The following is a 20,593-nucleotide window of genomic DNA, read 5'->3' as shown; positions in this document are numbered from 1 at the left end:
GTGTGGTCCGGGGCCCGTCGGCCCTGCGCAAGGCCGGCTGCTCCGGACGACGCTCGTGACCGCGGCGTCATGCCGCGGGCCCGCTCCGCGGGAAGAGTGCGTCCAGCCCCGCCGAGCGGAGCACGTGGTTCACCGTCGGTGACGCCGAGCGGAGCACCGGACGCCGGCCGGCCGCCGCAGCCGCCGCCTCCAGGTACATGACCATGAGGCTCAGGCCCGACGAGCTGATGAACGTGACCGACCCGGCGTCGATGGCGTCCACCACCTGCCGATCCCGCCCGTGGGCGGCGCGGAAGTGGGTGGCCTCGGCGGTGTCCACGGTGCCGCGGAGGACCAGCACCCGCTGATCGCCCTCGACCTCGATCGCGATCGTCCCCCCGGGCACCCCCGGGGCGGAGTCCGCGTCCATGGACGCCCCCTCGTGCTGGCCAGGTACGACCGTGCCGCCGGCCCCACATGGCACCTCGGGTGCACCGCGGGTCCGTGCCCCGACGGTACGACCGGTGCGCGACGATGACCAGGCGCGTGCGGTGGTGACCAGGGTCGGTGCAGCGGCGGTCACCGTGGAGGGCCGGACCGTCGGCGAGATCGGCCCGGGCCTGCTGGCCCTGGTCGGGGTCGGCCACGACGACGACGCCGGCCGCGCCCGGCTGCTGGCCCGCAAGATCCACGAGCTGCGCATCTTCCCGGGCGACGACAGCACCGTCTCGGCCGCCGACCTCGGTCTGCCGGTGCTCGTCGTCAGCCAGTTCACGCTCTACGCCGACACCCGCAAGGGCCGGCGCCCCTCGTGGTCGGAGGCGGCGCCCGGCGAGGTGGCCGAACCGCTGGTCGACGAGGTGGTGGCCGAGCTGCGGCGGCGGGGCGCGACGGTGGCCACCGGCGTCTTCGGGGCGCGGATGCAGGTGTCCTCGGTCAACGACGGGCCGATGACCTTGCTCCTGGAGGTCTGACCTCGCCCGTCCGCGGGTAGCAGGGGTGAGCGACGACACTCCCTGCGGATTGCCTGTGAAGCGGGGAACGGCGGAACACACGGGGCGGCTCGCGCCGTTGTGCATTCCGTACCACACCGGACAGACGACAGACAGGGGCGGTCCGGCCAACCCGGCGCCCCCGTCGACCCCCCGGATGACAGCACCGCCGAGCCACCGACGACCGGCGGGTGCATCCGCATCGAAGGCAAGGACGAAGAAGCATCGTGACGCTGCTGCAGTCTTCCCCCACCGACACCCTCGAGGTGCGCTCCCGCACCCCGCGCCGTGAGCCCGACACCACCGGCCTGGTGTCGACCGACCTCGTGCGGGTGTACCTCAACACCATCGGCAAGACCGCGCTGCTGACCGCCGAGCAGGAGGTCGAGCTGGCCAAGCGCATCGAGGCCGGCCTCTACGCCGAGCGCCTGCTCGCCGAGAAGCCGACGATCTCGGCCGCCAAGAAGCGCGACTACAAGATCCTCGCCGTCGACGGCAAGGCCGCGAAGGCGCACCTGCTGGAGGCCAACCTCCGCCTCGTCGTCTCGGTGGCCAAGCGCTACACCGGCCACGGCATGACGTTCCTGGACCTCATCCAGGAGGGCAACGTCGGCCTCATCCGGGCGGTGGAGAAGTTCGACTACACCAAGGGCTTCAAGTTCTCGACCTACGCCACCTGGTGGATCCGGCAGGCCATCACCCGGGCCATGGCCGACTCCGGGCGCACCATCCGGCTGCCCGTCCACCTCGCCGAGCAGGTGAACAAGGTGGTCCGCACCCGCCGCCGGATGCACCAGGAGCTGGAGCGCGAGCCCACTGCCGAGGAGATCGGCCTCGAGCTGGACATGACCGAGGAGCGGGTGGTCGAGCTGCTCGAGCACAGCCGCGACCTGGTCAGCCTGGACCAGACCGTCGGTGCCGACGAGGAGTCGCGGCTCGGTGACTTCATCGAGGACGCCGACGCCGCCGTCGCCGAGGACGCCGTCGCCTTCCAGATGATGAAGGGCGACGTCCGCACCGTGCTGAACACCCTCGAGGACCGGGAGCGGGATGTCGTCATCCTGCGCTTCGGCCTCGACGGCTCGCAGCCGCGCACGCTGGAGCAGATCGGCAAGCAGTTCGGTCTGTCCCGCGAGCGGGTGCGCCAGATCGAGCGCGAGACGATGGCCAAGCTCCGCGACCCGGAGCGCGCCGACGCGCTGCGCGACTACCTCGCCTGAGTTGCAGACGGGAGCGCCGGTCACCGAACGGTGACCGGCGCTCCTGCGTTCGTGGCCGCGGTGTCGTCCGGAGGACGACCGATCACATGGCGGACCGCATCCGGCGGGGGCCGGGGTCGATGCGCGCGGTCGGCGGGCCGACGCGGGCGGTGCCGCCGGCGACCACCAGCGACCGGCCGCCGTGCCAGGGGTTGGCCGGGCCGACGATCACCGGCTCGAGGGTCAGCCGCAGCACCTCGGGCAGGTCGTCGGCGAGCCGGGCGACGCGCAGCAGCAGGTCCTCCAGCGCGGCGGTGTCCACCGGCTCCGAACCCCGCCAGCCGTCCAGCAGCGGCCAGGCGCGCGGGCCCCGCACCAGCTCGGCGGCGTCCAGGTCGGTGAGCGGCAGGGTGCGGAACGCGCGGTCACCGAGCAGCTCGGTGGCCACGCCCCCGACGCCGAAGCTGACCAGCGCGCCGAACGACGGGTCGTCGACGATCTCCACGACCGTGGCCACGCCCGGGGCGGCCATCTCCTGCACGATCACCGGGTCGCCGGAGGGGATGGCCGCGTACGCCGCGCGCACGTCGTCGGCGTCCACCAGGTCCAGCCGCACGCCGCCGAGATCGGACCGGTGCCGCAGCCACGGCGCGGTCGACTTGAGCACCACCGGGTAGCCGACCTCGGCCGCGGCGGCGACCGCGGACTCGGGGTCGGTGACCGTGCGGGTGCGCAGCAGCGGCACCCCGTACGCGCCGAGCAGCGCGATCAGCTCGTCGTCGTCCAGCTCGCGGCCGGCCGGGGCCGAGGCCAGCGCCCGCGCCACCACCGCGCGACCGGCCTCCTCGTCCACGTCCGGCAGGTCGGGCACGTCGCCGACGGGGCGGCGTCGCCAGCGCGCGTACTCGCTCGCCTTGGCCAGCGCGATCACCGCGCGCTCCGGGGTGCTGTACGAGGGCACCGAACCGCGGGCCGGCATGCCGTGCTCGTCGAGGACGGCGAGCTCCGGCGGCACCCCCTCGGTCGACAGGAAGCTGGCCACCACCGGCTTGGTCGCACCCGCGGCCACCTCGCGCAGGGCCGGGCCGAACTCGTGCGAGCCCGCCATCAGCGGCGGCAGGAACACCGCGATGACCGCGTCGACGCCGTCGTCGTCGACCGCGGCCTGCAGCGCGGCGGCGAACTGCTCGGGCGTGCCGTTCACGCCGATGTCGACCGGCTCGCGGTGGGCCAGCTGCAGCCCCTCCTCGAGGACCGCGTCGGCGACGAGCACCCCGATGGCGGTGGAGTTGCCGACGATGGCCACCCGGTCGCCGGCCGGCAGCGGCTGGTGGGCCAGCAGGGTGCCGACGTCGAACAGCTGGGCCACGGTCTCCACGCGGATGACGCCGGCGGAGGCGAACAGCGCCGCGACCGACTGCTCGGGGACCGCCACCGACGTGCCGGCCAGGCCCGGCGTCACGCCGACGTGCCGGCCGCTCTTCACCGCGACCACCGGCTTGGTGCGGCCGACCGTGCGGGCCAGGCGGGCGAACTTGCGCGGGTTGCCGAAGCTCTCCAGGTGCAGCAGCACGACCTCGGTACCGGGGTCGGTCGCCCAGTACTGGAGCAGGTCGTTGCCGCTGACGTCGGCGCGGTTGCCGGCGGAGACGAAGGTGGACAGCCCGATGCCGCGGCTGCGCGCCCGCTCCAGCAGCGCGACGCCGAGCGCACCGGACTGGGCGAAGAAGCCCACCCGGCCGCGCCCCGGGACCATCGGCGCCAGCGAGGAGTTCAGCCGCACCGCGGGGTCGGTGTTGACGATGCCCAGGCAGTTCGGGCCCACGACCCGCATGCCCGACGCCCGGGCCGAGGCGACCAGGCGGCGCTCCACCGCCCGGCCCTCCGGGCCGGTCTCACCGAACCCGCCGGAGACGACGACCAGCCCGCGCACCCGCTTGCGGCGGCAGGCCTCGACCACGCCCTCCACCTCGTCGGCGGGCACGGCGAGCACCGCCAGGTCCACGTCGTCGGGGATGGACTCGATGTCGGCGTAGGCGGGGACGCCGCGCACGTGCCGGGCCGAGGGGTTCACCGGGTAGACCGGGCCGGCGAAGCCGTAGTCGAGCAGGTGCCGCAGCAGCGCGTTGCCGATCTTGCCCGGGTCGTTGCTGGCACCCACGACCGCGACCGACGACGGCGTGAGCAGCCGGGCGATCGACCGGGACTCGCTGCGCTGCTCGCGCTCGTAGGCGACGGCCAGCGCGTCCTCGGTCTGCTCGATCGGGAAGGTGAGGTGGACGACGCCGTCCTCGTAGGAGCGCTTGGACTTGTAGCCGGCGTCCTGGAAGACCCGGACCATCGAGCTGTTCTGCGCCAGCACCTCAGCGACGAACCGCTTGATGCCCCGCTCGCGGCCGGCGGCGGCGAGGTGCTCCAGGAGCACCGAGCCCAGACCGCGGCGCTGGTGGGCGTCCTCGATGAGGAAGGCGACCTCGGCGTCGTCGGTGCCGGGGTAGCGGTCGTAGCGGCCCACCCCGATGACCTGGTCGCCGAGCAGCACGACGAAGGCGACCCGGGCGTCGTGGTCGACGTGGGTGAACCGGTGCAGCTCCTTGTCCGAGAGCCGCTTCATCGGCCCGAAGAACCGGTAGTACCGCGTCTGGTCGCTGCTGCGGTCCATGAGCCCGACCAGCCCGTCGGCGTCCTCGGGGGTGATCGGCCGCAGGTGCACGGTGCCGCCGTCGGCGGCCACGATGTCGGCCTCCCAGCCCGGCGGCGGCTGCGGGGTGTTCTCCTCAGGGGTCACGCCGTCCTCCGGCCGCGTCCCGGGAGCCGGTCGCGGATCGTCAGTCACGGGGGTCGTCCGGGTCGAGGCCGAACAGCGGGAAGCTGGCCCGGCGGGTGCGCAGGATCGCCCGGTCCACCCGGTTCTCGGTGAACGCGTCCCAGCGGGCGAAACCGGTGTAGCCGCCCTCGGTCATGTGCGTGGGTGGCCGGGCGCGCAGCCCCCGGGACACGACGTCGTCCCGCCAGGACTGCGGGATCTCGGTGGCCGGGTCCAGCGGGGCGCCCACCGCCTCGGCGATGAGGTGCGTCCAGGCGCGCGGCACGGCGCGGACCAGGCCGTAGCCCCCGCCGCCGAGCGCGATCCACCTGCCGTCGCAGATCTCGTGGGCCAGCTCGTGCATCAGCCGGTAGCTGGCGCGCTGCCCGTCGATGGTGAGCCCGAGGTCCGCGAGGGGGTCCTCGTGGTGGGCGTCGCAGCCGCACTGGGTGACCAGGATCTGCGGCTGGAAGGCCCGCAGCACGCTGGGGACGACGGCGCTGAAGGCCCGCAGCCAGGCGGAGTCCTCGGTGCCGTTGGGCAGCGCCAGGTTGACCGCGCTGCCCGATGCCTTCTCGGCGTCCCCTGTCTCCTCGGGGAAGCCGGTGCCCGGCCAGAGGGTGAGCGGGGTCTGGTGGATGCTCACGGTGAGCACCCGCGGGTCGTCGTAGAAGGCGGCCTGGACGCCGTCGCCGTGGTGGACGTCGAGGTCGACGTAGGCGATCCGCTCGTAGCCCTGCCCGAGCAGCCAGGCGATGGCCACGGCGGCGTCGTTGAAGATGCAGAACCCCGACGCGGCGTCGCGCATGGCGTGGTGCAGCCCGCCGGCGATGTTCACGACGTGCTGCGCGGCGCCGCTGTGGATCTGCTGGGCGGCCATCACCGAGCCGCCGGTGATCAGCGCGGCGGCGTCGTACATGTCGGGGAAGATCGGGTTGTCCGAGGTGCCCAGGCCGTGGCCCACCGCCGGGTCCGCGGGCGCGCGGCGCACCGCCTCGAGGTACTCCGGGTCGTGCACCAGCGTGAGCAGCTCCTCGCCGGCCGGGGCGGGGCGCTCCACCCGCACCCGGTCGCTGGACAGCACGCCGAGGGTGTCGGCCAGGCGCATGGTGAGGTCCAGCCGCACCGGGTGCAGCGGGTGCTCGCCGCCCATCGTGTAGCCCAGCAGGCTCTCGTCCCACACGACGGTGACCGAGTCGCTCATCGCACCTCCTCGTGCAGCTGGCCTGCCCGGACGCACGCCGGCGCCCGACCGCCGGCAGGGGCGACGCTACCGGCGCCGACCGGGTGACGCGCCCCCTGCGACCCGCGTCGCGGGACCCGGACGGGTGGCGCAGCGCCCGTAGACTGGCCGCCGACCCGGAGGAGTACCTGTGAACGACCTGATCGACACCACGGAGATGTACCTCCGCACCATCTTCGAGCTCGAGGAGGAGGGCATCACCCCTCTGCGGGCCCGGATCGCGGAGCGTCTCCACCAGAGCGGTCCCACCGTGAGCCAGACGGTGGCCCGCATGGAGCGCGACGGCCTGCTGACGGTGGAGGGCGACCGGCACCTCCAGCTCTCCGACGAGGGCCGCCAGCTGGCGACGGCGGTGATGCGCAAGCACCGGCTCGCCGAGTGCCTCCTGGTCGACGTCATCGGGCTGGACTACGCCGACGTCCACGAGGAGGCCTGCCGCTGGGAGCACGTCATGAGCGAGGCGGTCGAGCGCCGGCTGCTCGCCCTGCTCGGCAACCCCAGCGTCTCGCCGTTCGGCAACCCGATCCCGGGCCTGGAGGCGCTGCGCGGGGACGAGCCGCTGGGCGGCGAGACCTCCGCGGTGCTCGACGCGCTCACCGTGCTCTCCACGACCGCGACCCCCGAGGGGCGTCCGGTCGTGATCCGTCGGATCAGCGAGCAGCTCCAGGAGGACGCGACGCTGCTGCGGTCGCTGGCCGACCACGGCGTGCGCCCCGGCGTCACCATGCGGGCCCGGCTGGTCGAGGGGTCGGTGGTCCTGGACGACTACCCGCTCCCCCTGGACGTGGCCCGGCACATGTTCGTGAGCGCGGTCGACGAGGAGCTCACCCCGCTGGAGGCCGCTCCGCTGCTCTGAGTGCGGCCCCGCCCGGGTGCGAGCCCGGGCGGGGCGAGCGCTCACTACGGTGGGGCCGACGTCGACCCCTCCTGAGAGCAGGTCCCGGTGAGCCCGTCCGACCCCACCGATCCGACGGGCCCCCACGCCCCGGGCTCTGCCTCGCCGGCCGACGACGCTCCGCCCGCCGACGCCGCGGCGACGGAGCCGACGGCTCCCGAGCCTGCGCGCACGCCGTTCTCCCGGCCGGCCGACGTCGCGGCGCTGCCCCGGATCGGCGCGCTGGCGCTCTCCGTCGACGGCACCCGGCTGGCGATCTCGGTCGCCACGCTGGACCCGGCCGGCAAGAAGTGGCAGTCGGCCCTCTGGGAGGTCGACCCCGCGGGGCAGCGGCCGGCCCGCCGGCTGACCCGCAGCGCGCCCGGCGAGTCCGCGCCGGTGTGGGCCCCCGACGGCTCGCTGCTGTTCACCTCCACCCGCCCCGACCCCACCGCCGCCGAGGCGGGTGACCCGAAGCCGGCGCTGTGGAGCCTGCCCGCCGGCGCCGGCGAGGCCCGGCCGCTGCTCACCCGGCCCGGCGGCATCTCGGGGGTCGCGGTGGCGACCGGCACCGGCGACGTCGTGGTCGCCTCCGCCACGCTGCCCGGCGGCGCGGAGGCCGCCGCCGACGAGGAGCGCCGCAAGGCGCGGGCCGACGCCGGCGTCACCGCCGTGCTGCACGAGAGCTACCCCGTCCGGCACTGGGACTCCGACCTGGGCCCGGCGTCCCCGCACCTGTTCTGGGCCGGCCCGCTGGCCGAGGACGAGGACGGCGAGCCCCCCGCGCTGCGGGACCTGACTCCTGACGCGACGCCGCCGAACGGCGCCGGCGAGGAGTTCACCCTCTCCCCCGACGGGCGCCTGCTGGCCCGCTCCGAAGAGGTGCCCGACGGCCCGGCCGGCCACCGCAACCGGGTGGTGCTCACCGCGACCGACGGCAGCGGCACGCGGGTCCTCGTGGACGACCCGCTGGCCGACGTCTACGGCGCCTCCTTCTCCCCCGACGGCTCCGCGCTGGTCTGCGTCCGGGAGGCGCTGTCCAGCTACGCCGAGCCACCGGACTACACGCTGCTGCTGGTCGACGTGGCCGACGGCGGGGTCCGCGACCTCACCGCCGGGTTCGACCGGTGGCCCAGCGCACCGCAGTTCTCGGCCGACGGCCGGGCGGTCTACTTCCTGGCCGACGACGACGGCCGGCACGCCGTCTTCCGGGTGCCCGTGGACGGCGGCGCCCCGGTCCGGCTCACCGCCGACGGCGCCTACAGCCACCTGCAGGTCGCCCGGGACGGCAGCGCGCTGTACGCGCTCCGCTCGGCCTACGACTCCCCGCCGCTGCCGGTGCGCCTGGACCCGGAGGCCACCGGCCAGGAACCGTCGCCCCTGCCGAGCCCCGGCGCGATCGACGCCCTGCCCGGCACGCTGCACGAGGTGGAGGCCACCGCCGCCGACGGCACCCGCGTGCAGTCGTGGCTGGTGCTGCCCGAGGGCACCTCCGCCGACTCCCCGGCCCCGCTGGTGCTGTGGATCCACGGGGGCCCGCTGATGAGCTGGAACTCGTGGTCGTGGCGGTGGTGCCCCTGGGTGCTCGCCGCCCGCGGCTACGCCGTGCTGCTGCCCAACCCGGCCCTCTCCCAGGGGTTCGGGCAGGACTTCGTGCGCCGGGGATGGGGCACCTGGGGCGAGGCCCCCTACACCGACCTCATGGCCGCGGTGGACGCCGCCGAGCAGCGCCCGGACATCGACGCCACCCGGACCGCGGCGATGGGCGGCTCGTTCGGCGGCTACATGGCCAACTGGATCGCCACGCAGACCGACCGCTTCCGCGCCGTCGTCAGCCACGCCGGCCTCTGGCACCTCGACTCGTTCACCTCGACGACGGACGCCGCGTACTACTGGGAGAAGGAATGGGGCGACGCGCTCACCGAGCCGCGCCGCTACGAGCAGAACTCCCCGCACCGCTACGCCGACGCCCTGCGGACGCCGATGCTGGTCATCCACGGCGACAAGGACTACCGCGTCCCGGTCGGCGAGGCCCTGCACCTCTGGTACGCCCTGCAGAAGCGGGCCGTGCCCTCGAAGTTCCTCTACTTCCCCGACGAGAACCACTGGGTGCTGACCCCCGGCAACTCGTCGGTCTGGTACGAGACGGTGCTGGCGTTCCTCGCCGAGCACGTGCTGGGCGAGCCCTGGCAGCGGCCCGCCCTGCTGTGAGCGGACCGGCCGGTGCGCACCGGCCGGCCCGTCAGCTCCCCGCCGCACCCGGCAGCTCCGCCGCGGTGGTGGCGCCCGCCTCGTGCAGCATCGCGCGCAGCTGCCGGGGCGAGACGCAGATCGAGAGGGCGTCGGCGATCAGGCGGGCCAGCGGGTTGCCCGGATCGCTGTCCAGCGCCCGGTCCAGCGCGGTGTTGGCCAGGGCGCCGTCGCCGCGCAGGTAGGCGCAGATCGCCACCAGGGCGGCGGGGAAGCCGTCGAGCGGCGACGGCGCGCGCCGGGTGCACTCCGACCACAGCGCCTCGGCGCCCGCCCCGTCCTCCAGGCAGAGCAGGACGGCCCGGTCCCGGACGTCGGGCTGCCACAGGCTCCACACGAGCCGGGCCAGCTCCTCGTCGTCCGGCACCTCCTGGTCGGGCCCCGGCCGGGCGCGGGTGACCGCTGCGCGGATCCGCCCCCAGGCCGTGGACACATCGGCCCGCCCCTCGCCGGCCACGCGCAGGACCGCCCGCTCCACCGCCACCCCGGCCGCGCCGGCCACCGGCGCGAGCCGGTCCGCCAGCGCGTCGCGGGTGGGCGCCACCACCTTGCCCGCAGCCACGGCGGCCACCGCCAGCTGGCCGACGCCGGTCGGCAGCGGCGTGCCACCCCACGGGTCGCAGCACGGGTCGGGGCAGTCGAAGTCCCACCAGCGGCCGTCGCGCACCAGGACCGCCGACCCCAGCGGGATGCCCACCGCGTCCAGCGCCAGCACCAGCTCGTGCACCAGCAGCCGGTGCGGCAGGTCGGTGCCGGGTTCCCCGCCGGGACCGGGCGGCAGCAGGGGCGAGGCGTCGTCCGGCGCCTCCGAGACCACCATCAGCAGCGCCCCGCGGGGCCGGTCGGTGGCCAGGCTGCGCGCCAGCACCGCGGCCAGGGCGCGGGCCTGGCCCGGCGGCGGCAGGTCCGCGCGCACGGTCAGGCCGACGCGGCGCCCGGACTCCCCGGCCAGGGCGACCAGCACCACGGACTCGTGCGGGTGGTAGCCGAGCAGCTGGGGCAGCCCCGCGGCGAGCTCGCCGGGGTCGCCGATCCGCACGGTCACGGGCGGGCCGGTGCCGTCGGGGAAGGCGGGCGGGAACGAGGGGGCCGGGTCTGCCGGGCCGGGGAGGGGCATGCCCCCGACCCTGGCCGCGGGAACCGGCCCGCGGAGCCGTCCGGGACGATCTGTGGAGAGCGCCCCGGCCTGTGGACGGGCCGCCGAAGAGCGTCAGTCCAGCGCGTCGGACTGCGCCCGGTACGCCTGCTCGAGCAGCGCGGTGAACGCCGCGTCGTCCAGCTCGGGGGTGGCCGCGCCGGTCGGGTCGACCGCCAGCTGCGTGAGCACGACCAGCCGGTCTCCGTCCTCGACGGCGCCCAGCAGCGCCGGCACCGCCAGCTCCGTGCCGTCGGGCAGCGCGACGACGGTGGTGTAGCGCAGCGCCGCGGCGCCGTCCCCCAGGTCGGCGACGGGCAGGTCCTGGAATCGGACGGTGGCCGAGCCGATGTCCGGCGAGGTGACCTGCGCCTCGGGGCAGCGCTCGGCGGCGCCGGCGAGGGCCTCCACCGTTCCGCGCGTCGGGCCGCCGCGGACCAGCATCTCCACGACGGCGGACGTCCCCTGGGTCGCGCTGACCGCGGCGATGTCCTCGAAGTCCTCGAGGTCGGGCTGGGTGCCCTGCACCGCGCTGTTGCACGCATCGGGCATGATCTCGACGTCGTCGAACGAGGCGGCCAGGCCCGCCCCCTTCTGCAGCTCCTCCGGCGACACCGACGCGACGACCGCGTCGGGACCGAACGCCTCCGCGGGCAGCAGGCCCGACGCCAGGTCGACCACGGGGTCGGCGTCCTCCTTGGCGATGGCCTCCTCCGCCTTGCTGCTGCTGCCCGACCCGGCGCCCGCGTCGGCCTCGGCGTCGTCCCCGCCGCACCCGGTCAGGACCGCGGTGGACAGGAGACCGGCGGCCAGGAAGCCGCGCAGGCGGGGCGAGGACGTGATCGACATGCACCGACCGTAACCGCCGGGCCGCGCACGGGCACGCCGTCCGCGGGGCCGGGCCGGGCGCCTCAGGCCACGTACTGGACCGCGACCCGCGAGCGCAGGATCGGCCGCACGAACTCGGCGATGACCGACAGGTGCACCGGGTCCTGGGCGTAGCGGTAGAACGCCTCGGCGTCCGGGAAGTCGGCGATCAGCACCGCGGAGGCGTTGCCGTCGGAGAGCCCGGCGTCCTCCGCGACGACCAGGTAGCTCATCCCGCCGACCTCGTGCCGCAGACCGCGCAGGGCCTCGATCGTGGCGGCCACCTGTTCCGGGGAGGCCGTCGGTGACCACGTGAAGGTGACGACGTGACGGATCATGGGGACCACGATCGCAGGTGCGCCGCCCACCCGGACGGGGGTCCGGGCGCGGCTGGTGGCGGGACACGCCGGGTGGCCTCGTTAGAGTCCGGTGCATGGGACGGTCGTTGCGCGTTGCACTGCTGTCCTACCGGAGCAAGCCGCACGGGGGCGGCCAGGGCGTCTACGTCCGCGCGCTCTCCCGCGAGCTGGCCGAGCTGGGCCACCGCGTCGAGGTCTTCAGCGGCCAGCCCTACCCGGTGCTGGACCCCGGCGTCCCGCTGACGAAGCTGCCCAGCCTCGACCTCTACCGCGAGCCCGACCCCTTCCGGATGCCGCGGCCCTCGGAGTTCCGCGACTGGGTCGACGTCGCCGAGTGGGCCACCATGTGCGCCGCCGGCTTCCCCGAGCCGCTCACCTTCACCCTGCGCGCCGCCCGGCACCTGCTCCCGCGGGCCGACGAGTTCGACGTCGTCCACGACAACCAGTCGCTGGGCTACGGCCTGCTGCAGCTGACGAAGGCCGGGATGCCCACGGTCGCGACGGTGCACCACCCGATCGCCATCGACCGCGAGCTGGAGCTGGCCGCCGCCCCGTCGCTGCGCAAGAAGCTGACGCTGCGCCGCTGGTACGCCTTCACCCGCATGCAGGCCAAGGTCGTGCAGCGCCTGGACGCCGTGACCACGGTGTCGGAGACCTCCCGGGTCGACATCGAGAAGCACATGGGGCTGCCGTCGTCCCGGATCGACCTGATCCCCAACGGCATCGACCCGGACACGTTCCGGCCGCCGCCCGAGGGCCGGCCCCGCGACAGCGACTCGATCCTGGTCGTCACCAGCGCCGACGTGCCGCTCAAGGGGCTGGTGCACCTGCTCGAGGCGCTGGCCAAGCTGCGCACCGAGCGGCCGGTGACGCTCACCGTCGTCGGCAGCGCCCGGCCCGGCGGGCCGGCCGAGACCACCCGCGACCGGCTGGGCCTGCGCGACGCCGTCCGGTTCACCGGCTCGGTGCCCGAGGAGGAGCTCATCGGGCTCATGCAGCGGGCCACCGTGGTGGCCATCCCCTCGCTCTACGAGGGCTTCTCGCTGCCCGCGATCGAGGCGATGGCCTGCGGCGCCCCGCTGGTCACCACCGACGCCGGCGCGCTGCCGGAGGTCGTCGGCACCAAGGCCGGGCTGCGGGTGAAGGCCGGCGACGTCGGCGAGCTCACCGCCGCGCTGAAGCTGGTGCTCGACTCGCCGTCCCTCGGCGAGCAGCTGGGCCGCGCCGGCCGGCGCCGGGTCCTCGACAACTACACCTGGCGGGCCACCGCCGAGCGCACCGCCGACTGGTACGCGCAGACCCTGGAACGGAAGGGACGTCCTTGCTGACCGTCGACTACGACCTGCTCGACCTGCGGCCGGGGATGCGCGTCCTCGACCTCGGCTGCGGCGAGGGCCGGCACGCGTTCGAGGCCTACCGGCGCGGTGCCGACGTCGTCGCCGTCGACTGGGGCGTCTCCGAGGTGGAGACCACCAAGCGCTGGCTGGGCGCCATCGGCGAGGCCGGCGAGGCGGGGCTGCGGCCCGACGGCACGCCCGCCCGCTTCGAGGTGGTCCGCGGCGACCTGCTGCACCTGCCCTTCCCCGACGCGAGCGTCGACCGGGTCATGGCCTCGGAGGTGTTCGAGCACATCCCGGACGACGTCACGGCGATGGCCGAGATCTTCCGGGTGCTCAAGCCCGGCGGCCGGATGGTCATCACCGTGCCGCGCTACGGCCCCGAGCGGATCTGCTGGGCGCTGTCGGACGAGTACCACGCCAACGAGGGCGGGCACATCCGCATCTACCGCCGCGGCCAGCTGCGCGAGCGGCTCGCCTCGGTCGGGCTGGTCCCCGGCGCCAGCCACCACGCGCACGCCCTGCACGCGCCGTTCTGGTGGCTCAAGTGCGCCGTCGGGGTGGAGAAGGACAACGCCGCCGTCCGCGGGTACCACAAGCTCCTGGTCTGGGACCTCATGCACCGGCCCTGGCTGACCCGCACCGCCGAGAAGGTGCTGGACCCGGTGATCGGCAAGAGCCTCGCGATCTACGCCGACAAGCCGGCGACGGCGCGCGGCTCCGCCCCCGCCGACGCGGAGCCGGCCGTTGCCGTCGGCTGAGCGGCTGCTGCCCGAGCTGCCGGGAGTGCTGACCGGCGACCAGGTGCGGACGACGGTCGCCTGGATCGCCGGTGAGCAGCTCGCCGACGGCGCGCTGCCGTGGTTCCGCGGCGGCCAGCTCGACCCGTGGGACTCCGTCGAGGCCGCCATGGCCCTCGACCTGGGCGGCGAGCACGAGCGCGCCGCCGCGGCCTACCGCTGGCTGGCCGCCGCCCAGCGGCCCGACGGCTCCTGGGCGTCCGAGTACCGCGACGGCGCGGAGGTGTCCGCCGACGTGGAGAGCAACCACGCCGGCTACCTCGCCGTCGGCCTGTGGCACCGCTGGCTGATCACCGCCGACGAGCAGCTCGTCGACGAGCTCTGGCCGGTGGTGCGGCGCGGACTGGACCTGGTCGTGGCCATGCAGCTCGACGGCGGCGCGATCGGCTGGGCGCTGCGCCCCGACCGCACCCCCGACCCGCTGGCGCTGCTCACCGGCAACGCCAGCCTGTTCCAGGCGCTGCGCTGCGGGATCGCGCTGGCCGGCCTCGTCGGCGAGCCGCAGCCGGACTGGGAGCTGGCGGTCACCGACCTCGGCACCGCGCTGCGCACCCGCCCCGAGGCCTTCGCCGACCGGTCCCGGTACTCGATGGACTGGTACTACCCGATCCTCGGCGGCGCGGTGACCGGCGAGCAGGCCCGCGACCGGCTGGCGGCGGGCTGGGACACCTTCGTCGTCCCCGGGCTCGGGGCGCGCTGCGTCTCCGACCGCCCCTGGGTGACCGGCGCCGAGACCTGCGAGCTGGCACTGGCGCTGGTGGTCGCCGGGCAGCGGGACGCCGCCCTCGAGCAGGTCGCGGCCATGCAGCACCTGCGCGACGACGACGGGTCCTACTGGACGGGCTACGTCTTCGCCGACGACGCCCGCTGGCCGATCGAGCGCACCACGTGGACCGCGGCGGCCGTGCTGCTGGCCGCCGACGCGCTGTCCGGGGCCACCCCTGCCTCGGGCCTGTTCGCCGACCCGGCCGCGCTCCCGGGCGCCGGCACCGTCGACGCGCGCACCGCCGATTGGCTCCGGGGAGGTGCGGGCACGGTCACCCCGTGACCGAGCCCAGCGCCCCCTCGACCGCGGCCGACGTCACCGCGGCCGACGTCACCGTGGTCGTCGCCAGCCGGAACCGGCGCGCCGACCTGCTGGTCACCCTGCCCCGGCACGAGGCGCCGGTGGTCCTCGTGGACAACGGCTCGAGCGACGGCACGGTGGCTGCGGTGCGCGCCGCCCACCCCGGGGTCACCGTGCTGCCGCTGGAGCGCAACGTGGGCGCCCGGGCCCGCACGCTGGGCGCCGCCCGGGCCCGCACCCCGTTCGTCGCGTTCGCCGACGACGACTCCTGGTGGGCGCCCGGCGACCTCGCCCGCGCGGTGGCGGTCATGCGCGCGCACTCGCGGCTCGCCGTCCTCAACGCCCGGATCCTGGTCGGGCCCGAGGAGCGGCTGGACCCGGTGTGCGCCGCGATGGCCGGCAGCCCGCTCCCCCGCGGGAACCTGCCGGGGCCGGCGCTGCTCGGCTTCGTCGCGTGCGCCGCCCTGGTGCGCACCGAGGCGTTCGAGGCGGTCGGCGGCTTCGACCCCGTCGTCCGCTTCCCCGGGGAGGAGGAACGGCTGGCCCTCGACTTCGCGACCGCCGGGTGGTCGATGGCCTACGTCGACGCAGTGACCGTGCACCACCACCCGTCGGCGCGGCGGGACGCCCCCCACCGCCGGCAGGCCGGCATCTGGCGCAGCCGGCTGCTCACCGCGGCCATGCGGCTGCCCGCCGCGGACGTCGGGGCGGTGCTCCGCGACGCGGTCCGCGCCGGCCGCCCGGGGCTCACCGGCCTGGCCCGCGCCCTGCCGGACGTGCCGGCCGCCCTGCGCCGGCGGCAGCCCGTGCCGCCCCGGGTGCGCGCCGACCTGCGGCTGCTGGGGTCGGCGTGACGGCCGACCCGCGGGTGGGCGTCGTCGTCATCACCCACCAGCGCCGGGACGAGCTGCTCCTCGCGCTGGAGCGGCTGCTCGCCCTGCCGGAGCGGCCGCACGTCGTGGTCGTCGACAACGGCTCGACCGACGGCACGGCCGCGGCGGTCCGAGGCGGCTTCCCCGCGGTCGAGCTGATCGCCAGCCCGGAGAACCTGGGCGCGGTGGGCCGCAACCTCGGCGTCGCCCGGCTGAGCACCCCCTACGTCGCCTTCTCCGACGACGACACGTGGTGGGAGCCCGGATCCCTGCGCACCGCGGCGGACACCCTGGACGCCCACCCGCGGCTCGCCGTCGTCACGGCCCGGATCCTGGTCGAGCCCGGCGGCCACGAGGACCCGATCGTGCCCGAGCTGCGCGACTCCCCCGTCCGCGGCGCCGACTGGCTGCCCGGCCCCGCGCTGGGCTCGTTCCTGGCCGGCGCTTCCGTCCTGCGCCGCGCCGCGTTCGACGAGGTGGGCGGGTTCTCCGCGCGGTTGTGGCTGGGCGGTGAGAAGGAGCTGATGGCCGGCGACCTCGCCGCCCGCGGGTGGGAGCTGTGCTACCTGCCCGGGCTCACCGTGCACCACGAGGCCAGCCGCGCCCGCGATCCGCACCGGCGCCGCCGCGACGGCATCCGCAACACGCTCTGGACGACGTGGCTGCGCCGTCCGGTGCGTCCGGCGCTGCGCCGCACGCTGCACCTGCTGCGCACCGTGCCGCGCGACCGGACCACCGCGCTGGCCCTGGTCGACGCCGCCCGCGGGCTGCCCTGGGTGCTGCGCGAGCGACGGGTGCTCCCCCCGCACGCCGAGGCCCGGTTCGCCGCGCTCGAGCAGGCGCAGCGCCGCTCCACCGCCCGCCGCTACGTGAGCTGAGCGTTCAGCCGGGCGGCCTGGCGGACGAGGTGGTCGCGCTCGGCCCGGTTCGTCGCCGCGCGCGCCGCGTCGGCGTAGAGCCGGGCCGCGGTGGCCGGATCGCCGTCCCGCTCGTGCAGGTGGGCGGCGACCGCCGCGTAGCGCGGCAGCCCGGGGTCCAGGTCGGCCAGCGCCGCCAGGCCCGCCCGGGGCCCGTCGGCCTCGCCCACCGCGACCGCCCGGTTGAGCCGGGCGACCGGGTTGCCGGTCAGCGCGACCAGCTCGTCGTACCACCCGACGACCTGCACCCAGTCGGTCTCCGCCGCGGTGCGGGCGTCGGCGTGCAGCGCGGCGATCGCGGCCTGCGCCTGGTACTCCCCCAGCCGGTCCCGCGACAGCGCCGTCTGCAGCAGCTGCACGCCCTCGGTGATCGCCGCGGTGTCCCAGCGGCTGCGGTCCTGCTGCGCGAGCGGCACCAGGCTCCCGTCGGGCGCCGTCCGGGCCGGCCGCCGGGCCGCGTGCAGCAGCATCAGCGCGAGCAGCCCGGCCACCTCCGGGTGGTCGGTCACCGTCAGGAGCTGCCGGGTCAGCCGGATCGCCTCGGCGACCAGGTCGACGTCCCCGGAGTACCCCTCGTTGAACACCAGGTAGAGCACCCGCAGCACGGTCCCGACGTCGCCGGGCCGGTCCAGCCGCGCCCCCGCGATCGTGCGCTTGGCGCGGCTGATCCGCTGCGCCATCGTCGCCTCGGGCACCAGGTAGGCCTCCGCGATCTGCCGCGTGGTCAGGCCGCCGACGGCGCGCAGCGTCAGCGCCACCGCCGAGGACGGCGACAGCGCCGGGTGGGCGCACAGGAAGTACAGGTGCAGGGTGTCGTCGACCTCGGGCACCGGGCCGGGCGCGGGCTCCTCCTCGACCCGCTCCTCGCGTCGTCGACGCGCTGCCTCGGACCGCGTCGCGTCGAGGAACCGGCGCCACGCCACCGCGACCAGCCAGCCCTTCGGGTCCCGCGGCGGTTCGGCCGGCCAGGTCCGGAGCGCCTCGACGAGCGCCTCCTGGACGGCGTCCTCGGCCGCCGCGAAGTCGGCTCCGCGGCGGACGAGGACGCCCAGGACGCCCGGGACGAGGCCGCGCAGCACGGCCTCGTCGACGGGCGCGGTCACTCCGAGACGAGGGACGGCTCGCCGTAGAGCGGCCGGACCTCGAGCCACTCGTGGATCGGCTTCCCGTCCTTGCCCGGCGCCGCCGACAGCTCACCCGCCAGCTCGATCGCCCGCTCGGGGCCGTCCACGTCGATGACCATGAAGCCGGCGATCAGGTCCTTGGTCTCGGCGAACGGGCCGTCGGTGACCGGCGGCCGCCCCTCCCCGTCGTACCGGACCCACAGGCCGTCGGGCGCGAGCGCCTGCTCGCCGACGAACTCGCCGTTCTCCCGCAGTCGGTCGGCGAACTCGTCCATGTACCGGATGTGCGCGGTGATCTCCTCCGGACTCCACCGGTCCATCGGCTCGAAGCCGGGCGCGGTCGGACCACCGCGGTAGTGCTTGAGCAGCAGGTACTTGGCCATCGTCTTCTCCTCGGGACGTGCGGCCCATTCTGGCCGCGTGCACCCCGGGGACGGAGCCGATCGCGCGTCCTCGACATCCGCTGCGTTTTCTTCCACGAGATCTGCACACTCGGGGTGTTCAGGGCAGCGATTGCCCCGAGTGTGCAGATCTCGCGGGGATCAGCGGGCGCAGTCGATGCAGGTGCGGGCCGCGGGCCGCGCGGCGAGGCGCTCCGCCGCGATCGGCCGGCCGCAGCTCTCGCAGCGGCCGTAGGTGCCGGCCTCCACCGCGGTGACCGCGGCGTCGACGTCGGCCAGCCGGCGCCGCGCCTGGTCCAGCAGGGCGGCCACCTGCTGCCGCTCGAAGGCGATGGTGGCGCCCTCGGGATCGTGCTCGTCGTCGGCGTTGGACGCCTTGGAGGCGGCCACCACCTCGTCGAACTCGCGGGTCAGCGCCTCGATCTGGGCCAGCGCGGCGGCCCGCTCGGCCGAGAGCGGATCGGTCATCGGTCCCGGCGGAGCAGCCGCATCGACCCGACACCGGGGAGCTCGGTGAACTCCCCGGACTCCAGCACCCGCGTGTAGACGCCGTAGGGCGCCTGCCCGCCGTCGGCCGGGTCGGGGAAGACGTCGTGGATGGCCAGCGTGCCGCCGACGGCGAGCTTGGCGACCCAGGCGTCCTGGTCCCGGCGCGCGGACTCCTCGGTGTGGCTGCCGTCGAGGAACAGCAGCGCCAGCGGCGTGCTCCACAGCGGCGCGAGCACCTCCGAGCGGGTCACGATCGCGACCACGACGTCCTCGGCGCCAGGCGGTGGCGATGGTGTTCCGAAACCGGGGCAGGGTGTCGATCAGCCCGACGGCGGGGTCGACCAGCGACGGGTCGTGGTACTCCCAGCCGGGCTGGTGCTCCTCGGAGCCGCGGTGGTGGTCGACGGTGATCACGGTGCGCCCGGTCTCGCGGGCGGCCGCGGCCAGGTACAGCGCCGAGCGCCCCATCCAGCTGCCCACCTCGAGCAGCGGACCGGGGACGGCGAGGCTGCGGGCGGCCTCGTAGAGGGCACGGCCCTCGTCGTCGGGCATGAAGCCGGGAGCGGCGGAGGCGGCGGCGAGCAGGTCGGAGGTCACGCCGACAGCCTGACTCATCGGGCGAAGCGGCTGCGCAGGGCGGTCACCCGGCGCTCGGTCGCGGTGCCCGCGGAGGTGTCGGCGGCCTTGGCGAAGAAGGCGCCGACCGCCGTCGTCACGGGGACGGCGAGCACGAGCGCGATCGCGCCGACCAGCGTGCGGATGACCTCCTCCGACAGCGCCGAGGAGGTGAGCACGACCTCCCACGGCTGCGAGTACAGCTCGAACAGCAGCAGCAGCGGGAGCGCGGCGCCCGCGTAGGCGAAGACGATCGTGTAGACGGTCGACGCGATGTGGTCGCGCCCCACCGCCATCCCGCGGCTGTAGAGCTCCCGCCAGGTCATCGACGGGTCGACCTCGTGCAGCTGCCAGACCGCGGAGGCCTGGGTGATCGTGACGTCGTTGAGCACGCCGAGGCCGGCCACGACGATGCCGGCCATCACCAGGCCGGAGAAGTCCAGCGTCGGGTCGTAGCCCTGCAGCGTCACCGTCTCCTCGCTGGTGAGCCCGGTCAGCCGGGCCGCGGCGACGGAGAGGGCACCCATGACCGCGACCAGGGCCAGCCCGAACAGCGTGCCGACCAGCGCCGTCGTCGTCCGCGCGGTGAACCCGTGCGCCAGGTAGAGGACGACGAACATGATCGCCGCGGAGCCGACCAGCGTGACCAGGCCCGGCGGAGAGTGTCACCGAGCAGCCCGGGCAGCACGAACTCCAGCAGCACGAAGAACGCGAACGCCAGCCCGACCAGCGAGGCCAGGCCGCGCCACCGGGCGACCAGCCCGACGACGAGGGCGAAGGCGACGGCCAGGGTGACGATCGGGGTGTCGCGGGCGAAGTCGCTGAAGTTGTAGAGGGCTCCGCCGTCGGCGCCGGCGTCCCGGCTGAGCACGAGCACGTCGCCCTCGGCCACCCCGTTGGCGACCACGACCTCGTCCAGCCCGATCTGCACGTAGTCGCCCTCACCCGGGCCGTCGAGGACCTCGACGACCGCGGTGGCGCACAGCGCGGTGGCCTCGACCCCGCACTCCTCGGTCTGCACCGAGACCACCCGGCCGTCGGGGTAGGTGGTGCCCGGCGGCAGCGCCTGCGCGGCCGCCTGGGACGCCCGCGTGGGGCCGCCGTCGGGCCACAGCACGAGCAGGCCGATCACCGTGGCGAGGCCGACGGGCACCAGCAGCAGGAGCATCAGCCACACCGCGCGCCGTCGGCGCCCCAGCGCCTCCGGGCTCGGCGGCGGGGCGTCCGGGTCGGGTCCGTGGCTGTGCGGGTGGCTGGGAGGCACCCGG

The 20,593-nt window shown here is 75.4% G+C and carries 21 protein-coding genes; 9 read left to right on the top strand and 12 right to left on the bottom strand.

Annotated features, from left to right (window positions below; all coding sequences use genetic code 11):
* Positions 1-67: 67 nt before the first annotated feature.
* Positions 68-409, bottom strand: coding sequence for an STAS domain-containing protein (locus JKP76_RS11760; RefSeq protein WP_200490986.1), 342 nt, complete (start codon positions 407-409; stop codon positions 68-70).
* A gap of 94 nt (positions 410-503) precedes the next feature.
* On the opposite strand from JKP76_RS11760, the gene dtd reads away from it, so the two are divergent.
* Together dtd and sigB are read left to right on the top strand one after the other, a co-directional pair.
* Complete coding sequence (gene dtd / locus JKP76_RS11755; RefSeq protein WP_309229787.1) at positions 504-953, top strand: D-aminoacyl-tRNA deacylase; 450 nt, start codon at positions 504-506, stop codon at positions 951-953.
* Between the two features lie 245 nt (positions 954-1,198).
* Positions 1,199-2,191 (top strand): RNA polymerase sigma factor SigB, encoded by a 993-nt coding sequence (gene sigB, locus JKP76_RS11750; protein ID WP_200490984.1) that lies wholly within the window; start codon positions 1,199-1,201, stop codon positions 2,189-2,191.
* A gap of 82 nt (positions 2,192-2,273) precedes the next feature.
* On the opposite strand, the gene JKP76_RS11745 is transcribed toward sigB, so the two are convergent.
* Both JKP76_RS11745 and JKP76_RS11740 read right to left on the bottom strand, forming a co-directional pair.
* On the bottom strand, positions 2,274-4,958 hold the full coding sequence (locus JKP76_RS11745) for a bifunctional GNAT family N-acetyltransferase/acetate--CoA ligase family protein (protein WP_200490983.1): 2,685 nt from the start codon (positions 4,956-4,958) through the stop codon (positions 2,274-2,276).
* A gap of 40 nt (positions 4,959-4,998) precedes the next feature.
* The gene (locus JKP76_RS11740; RefSeq protein WP_200490982.1) at positions 4,999-6,180 is read right to left on the bottom strand and encodes an acetoin utilization protein AcuC; all 1,182 of its coding nucleotides are present in this window, start codon (positions 6,178-6,180) and stop codon (positions 4,999-5,001) included.
* A 169-nt stretch (positions 6,181-6,349) separates the two neighbouring features.
* Here JKP76_RS11740 and JKP76_RS11735 point away from each other — a divergent pair, with 169 nt between their 5' ends.
* Together JKP76_RS11735 and JKP76_RS23455 are read left to right on the top strand one after the other, a co-directional pair.
* Positions 6,350-7,075 (top strand): metal-dependent transcriptional regulator, encoded by a 726-nt coding sequence (locus JKP76_RS11735; protein WP_200490981.1) that lies wholly within the window; start codon positions 6,350-6,352, stop codon positions 7,073-7,075.
* 87 nt (positions 7,076-7,162) lie between these two features.
* The gene (locus tag JKP76_RS23455) at positions 7,163-9,304 is read left to right on the top strand and encodes a S9 family peptidase (protein ID WP_200490980.1); all 2,142 of its coding nucleotides are present in this window, start codon (positions 7,163-7,165) and stop codon (positions 9,302-9,304) included.
* Positions 9,305-9,335: 31 nt separating this feature from the next.
* Here the strand turns inward: JKP76_RS23455 and JKP76_RS11725 are convergent, their stop codons facing one another.
* From JKP76_RS11725 to JKP76_RS11715, 3 genes are all read right to left on the bottom strand, one after another.
* A complete protein-coding gene (locus tag JKP76_RS11725; RefSeq protein ID WP_200490979.1) occupies positions 9,336-10,460 on the bottom strand; it encodes a DUF4192 domain-containing protein in 1,125 nt (374 codons plus the stop codon).
* A gap of 93 nt (positions 10,461-10,553) precedes the next feature.
* A complete protein-coding gene (locus JKP76_RS11720; protein WP_200490978.1) occupies positions 10,554-11,327 on the bottom strand; it encodes a hypothetical protein in 774 nt (257 codons plus the stop codon).
* A gap of 62 nt (positions 11,328-11,389) precedes the next feature.
* Positions 11,390-11,683: a Dabb family protein gene (locus JKP76_RS11715; protein ID WP_200490977.1), complete on the bottom strand. Its 294-nt coding sequence runs from the start codon at positions 11,681-11,683 to the stop codon at positions 11,390-11,392.
* A 95-nt stretch (positions 11,684-11,778) separates the two neighbouring features.
* Here JKP76_RS11715 and JKP76_RS11710 point away from each other — a divergent pair, with 95 nt between their 5' ends.
* The 5 genes from JKP76_RS11710 to JKP76_RS11690 are packed head-to-tail and all read left to right on the top strand — an operon-like array spanning position 11,779 to position 16,657.
* The gene (locus tag JKP76_RS11710; protein ID WP_200490976.1) at positions 11,779-13,032 is read left to right on the top strand and encodes a glycosyltransferase family 4 protein; all 1,254 of its coding nucleotides are present in this window, start codon (positions 11,779-11,781) and stop codon (positions 13,030-13,032) included.
* Positions 13,026-13,802 carry a class I SAM-dependent methyltransferase gene (locus JKP76_RS11705; RefSeq protein WP_200490975.1) on the top strand — a complete coding sequence of 259 codons (777 nt, stop codon included), beginning with the start codon at positions 13,026-13,028 and terminating at the stop codon, positions 13,800-13,802. Before JKP76_RS11710 ends, JKP76_RS11705 begins: the two co-directional genes overlap by 7 nt.
* Positions 13,789-14,889, top strand: a complete 1,101-nt coding sequence (locus tag JKP76_RS11700; RefSeq protein WP_242471276.1) for a prenyltransferase — start codon at positions 13,789-13,791, stop codon at positions 14,887-14,889. Before JKP76_RS11705 ends, JKP76_RS11700 begins: the two co-directional genes overlap by 14 nt.
* The gene (locus JKP76_RS23450) at positions 14,886-15,761 is read left to right on the top strand and encodes a glycosyltransferase (RefSeq protein WP_200490974.1); all 876 of its coding nucleotides are present in this window, start codon (positions 14,886-14,888) and stop codon (positions 15,759-15,761) included. The genes JKP76_RS11700 and JKP76_RS23450 overlap by 4 nt, the downstream gene beginning before the upstream one ends.
* On the top strand, positions 15,758-16,657 hold the full coding sequence (locus tag JKP76_RS11690) for a glycosyltransferase (RefSeq protein ID WP_200490973.1): 900 nt from the start codon (positions 15,758-15,760) through the stop codon (positions 16,655-16,657). Before JKP76_RS23450 ends, JKP76_RS11690 begins: the two co-directional genes overlap by 4 nt.
* On the opposite strand, the gene JKP76_RS11685 is transcribed toward JKP76_RS11690, so the two are convergent.
* From JKP76_RS11685 to JKP76_RS23445, 6 genes are all read right to left on the bottom strand, one after another.
* Positions 16,645-17,799, bottom strand: coding sequence for an RNA polymerase sigma factor (locus JKP76_RS11685; protein WP_200490972.1), 1,155 nt, complete (start codon positions 17,797-17,799; stop codon positions 16,645-16,647). The two genes, JKP76_RS11690 and JKP76_RS11685, sit on opposite strands and share 13 nt — an antisense overlap.
* On the bottom strand, positions 17,796-18,203 hold the full coding sequence (locus JKP76_RS11680; RefSeq protein ID WP_200490971.1) for a YciI family protein: 408 nt from the start codon (positions 18,201-18,203) through the stop codon (positions 17,796-17,798). Before JKP76_RS11680 ends, JKP76_RS11685 begins: the two co-directional genes overlap by 4 nt.
* A 159-nt stretch (positions 18,204-18,362) precedes the next feature.
* Positions 18,363-18,689, bottom strand: coding sequence for a TraR/DksA C4-type zinc finger protein (locus tag JKP76_RS11675; protein ID WP_200490970.1), 327 nt, complete (start codon positions 18,687-18,689; stop codon positions 18,363-18,365).
* Entirely contained in the window at positions 18,686-18,973 is a 288-nt protein-coding gene (locus JKP76_RS22425; RefSeq protein WP_309232972.1) for a class I SAM-dependent methyltransferase, read from the bottom strand. Before JKP76_RS22425 ends, JKP76_RS11675 begins: the two co-directional genes overlap by 4 nt.
* Positions 18,974-19,321: 348 nt before the next feature.
* Positions 19,322-19,927: a YibE/F family protein gene (locus JKP76_RS20940; RefSeq protein ID WP_309232971.1), complete on the bottom strand. Its 606-nt coding sequence runs from the start codon at positions 19,925-19,927 to the stop codon at positions 19,322-19,324.
* Positions 19,819-20,589 (bottom strand): hypothetical protein, encoded by a 771-nt coding sequence (locus JKP76_RS23445; RefSeq protein WP_309232924.1) that lies wholly within the window; start codon positions 20,587-20,589, stop codon positions 19,819-19,821. Before JKP76_RS23445 ends, JKP76_RS20940 begins: the two co-directional genes overlap by 109 nt.
* Positions 20,590-20,593 lie beyond the last annotated feature (4 nt).

The organism is Blastococcus sp. TML/C7B (assembly GCF_016612845.1).
GTDB lineage: Bacteria > Actinomycetota > Actinomycetes > Mycobacteriales > Geodermatophilaceae > Blastococcus.
The sequence above is the reverse complement of the archived record's forward strand: the minus strand, read 5'-3'. Positions and strand labels throughout refer to the sequence as shown.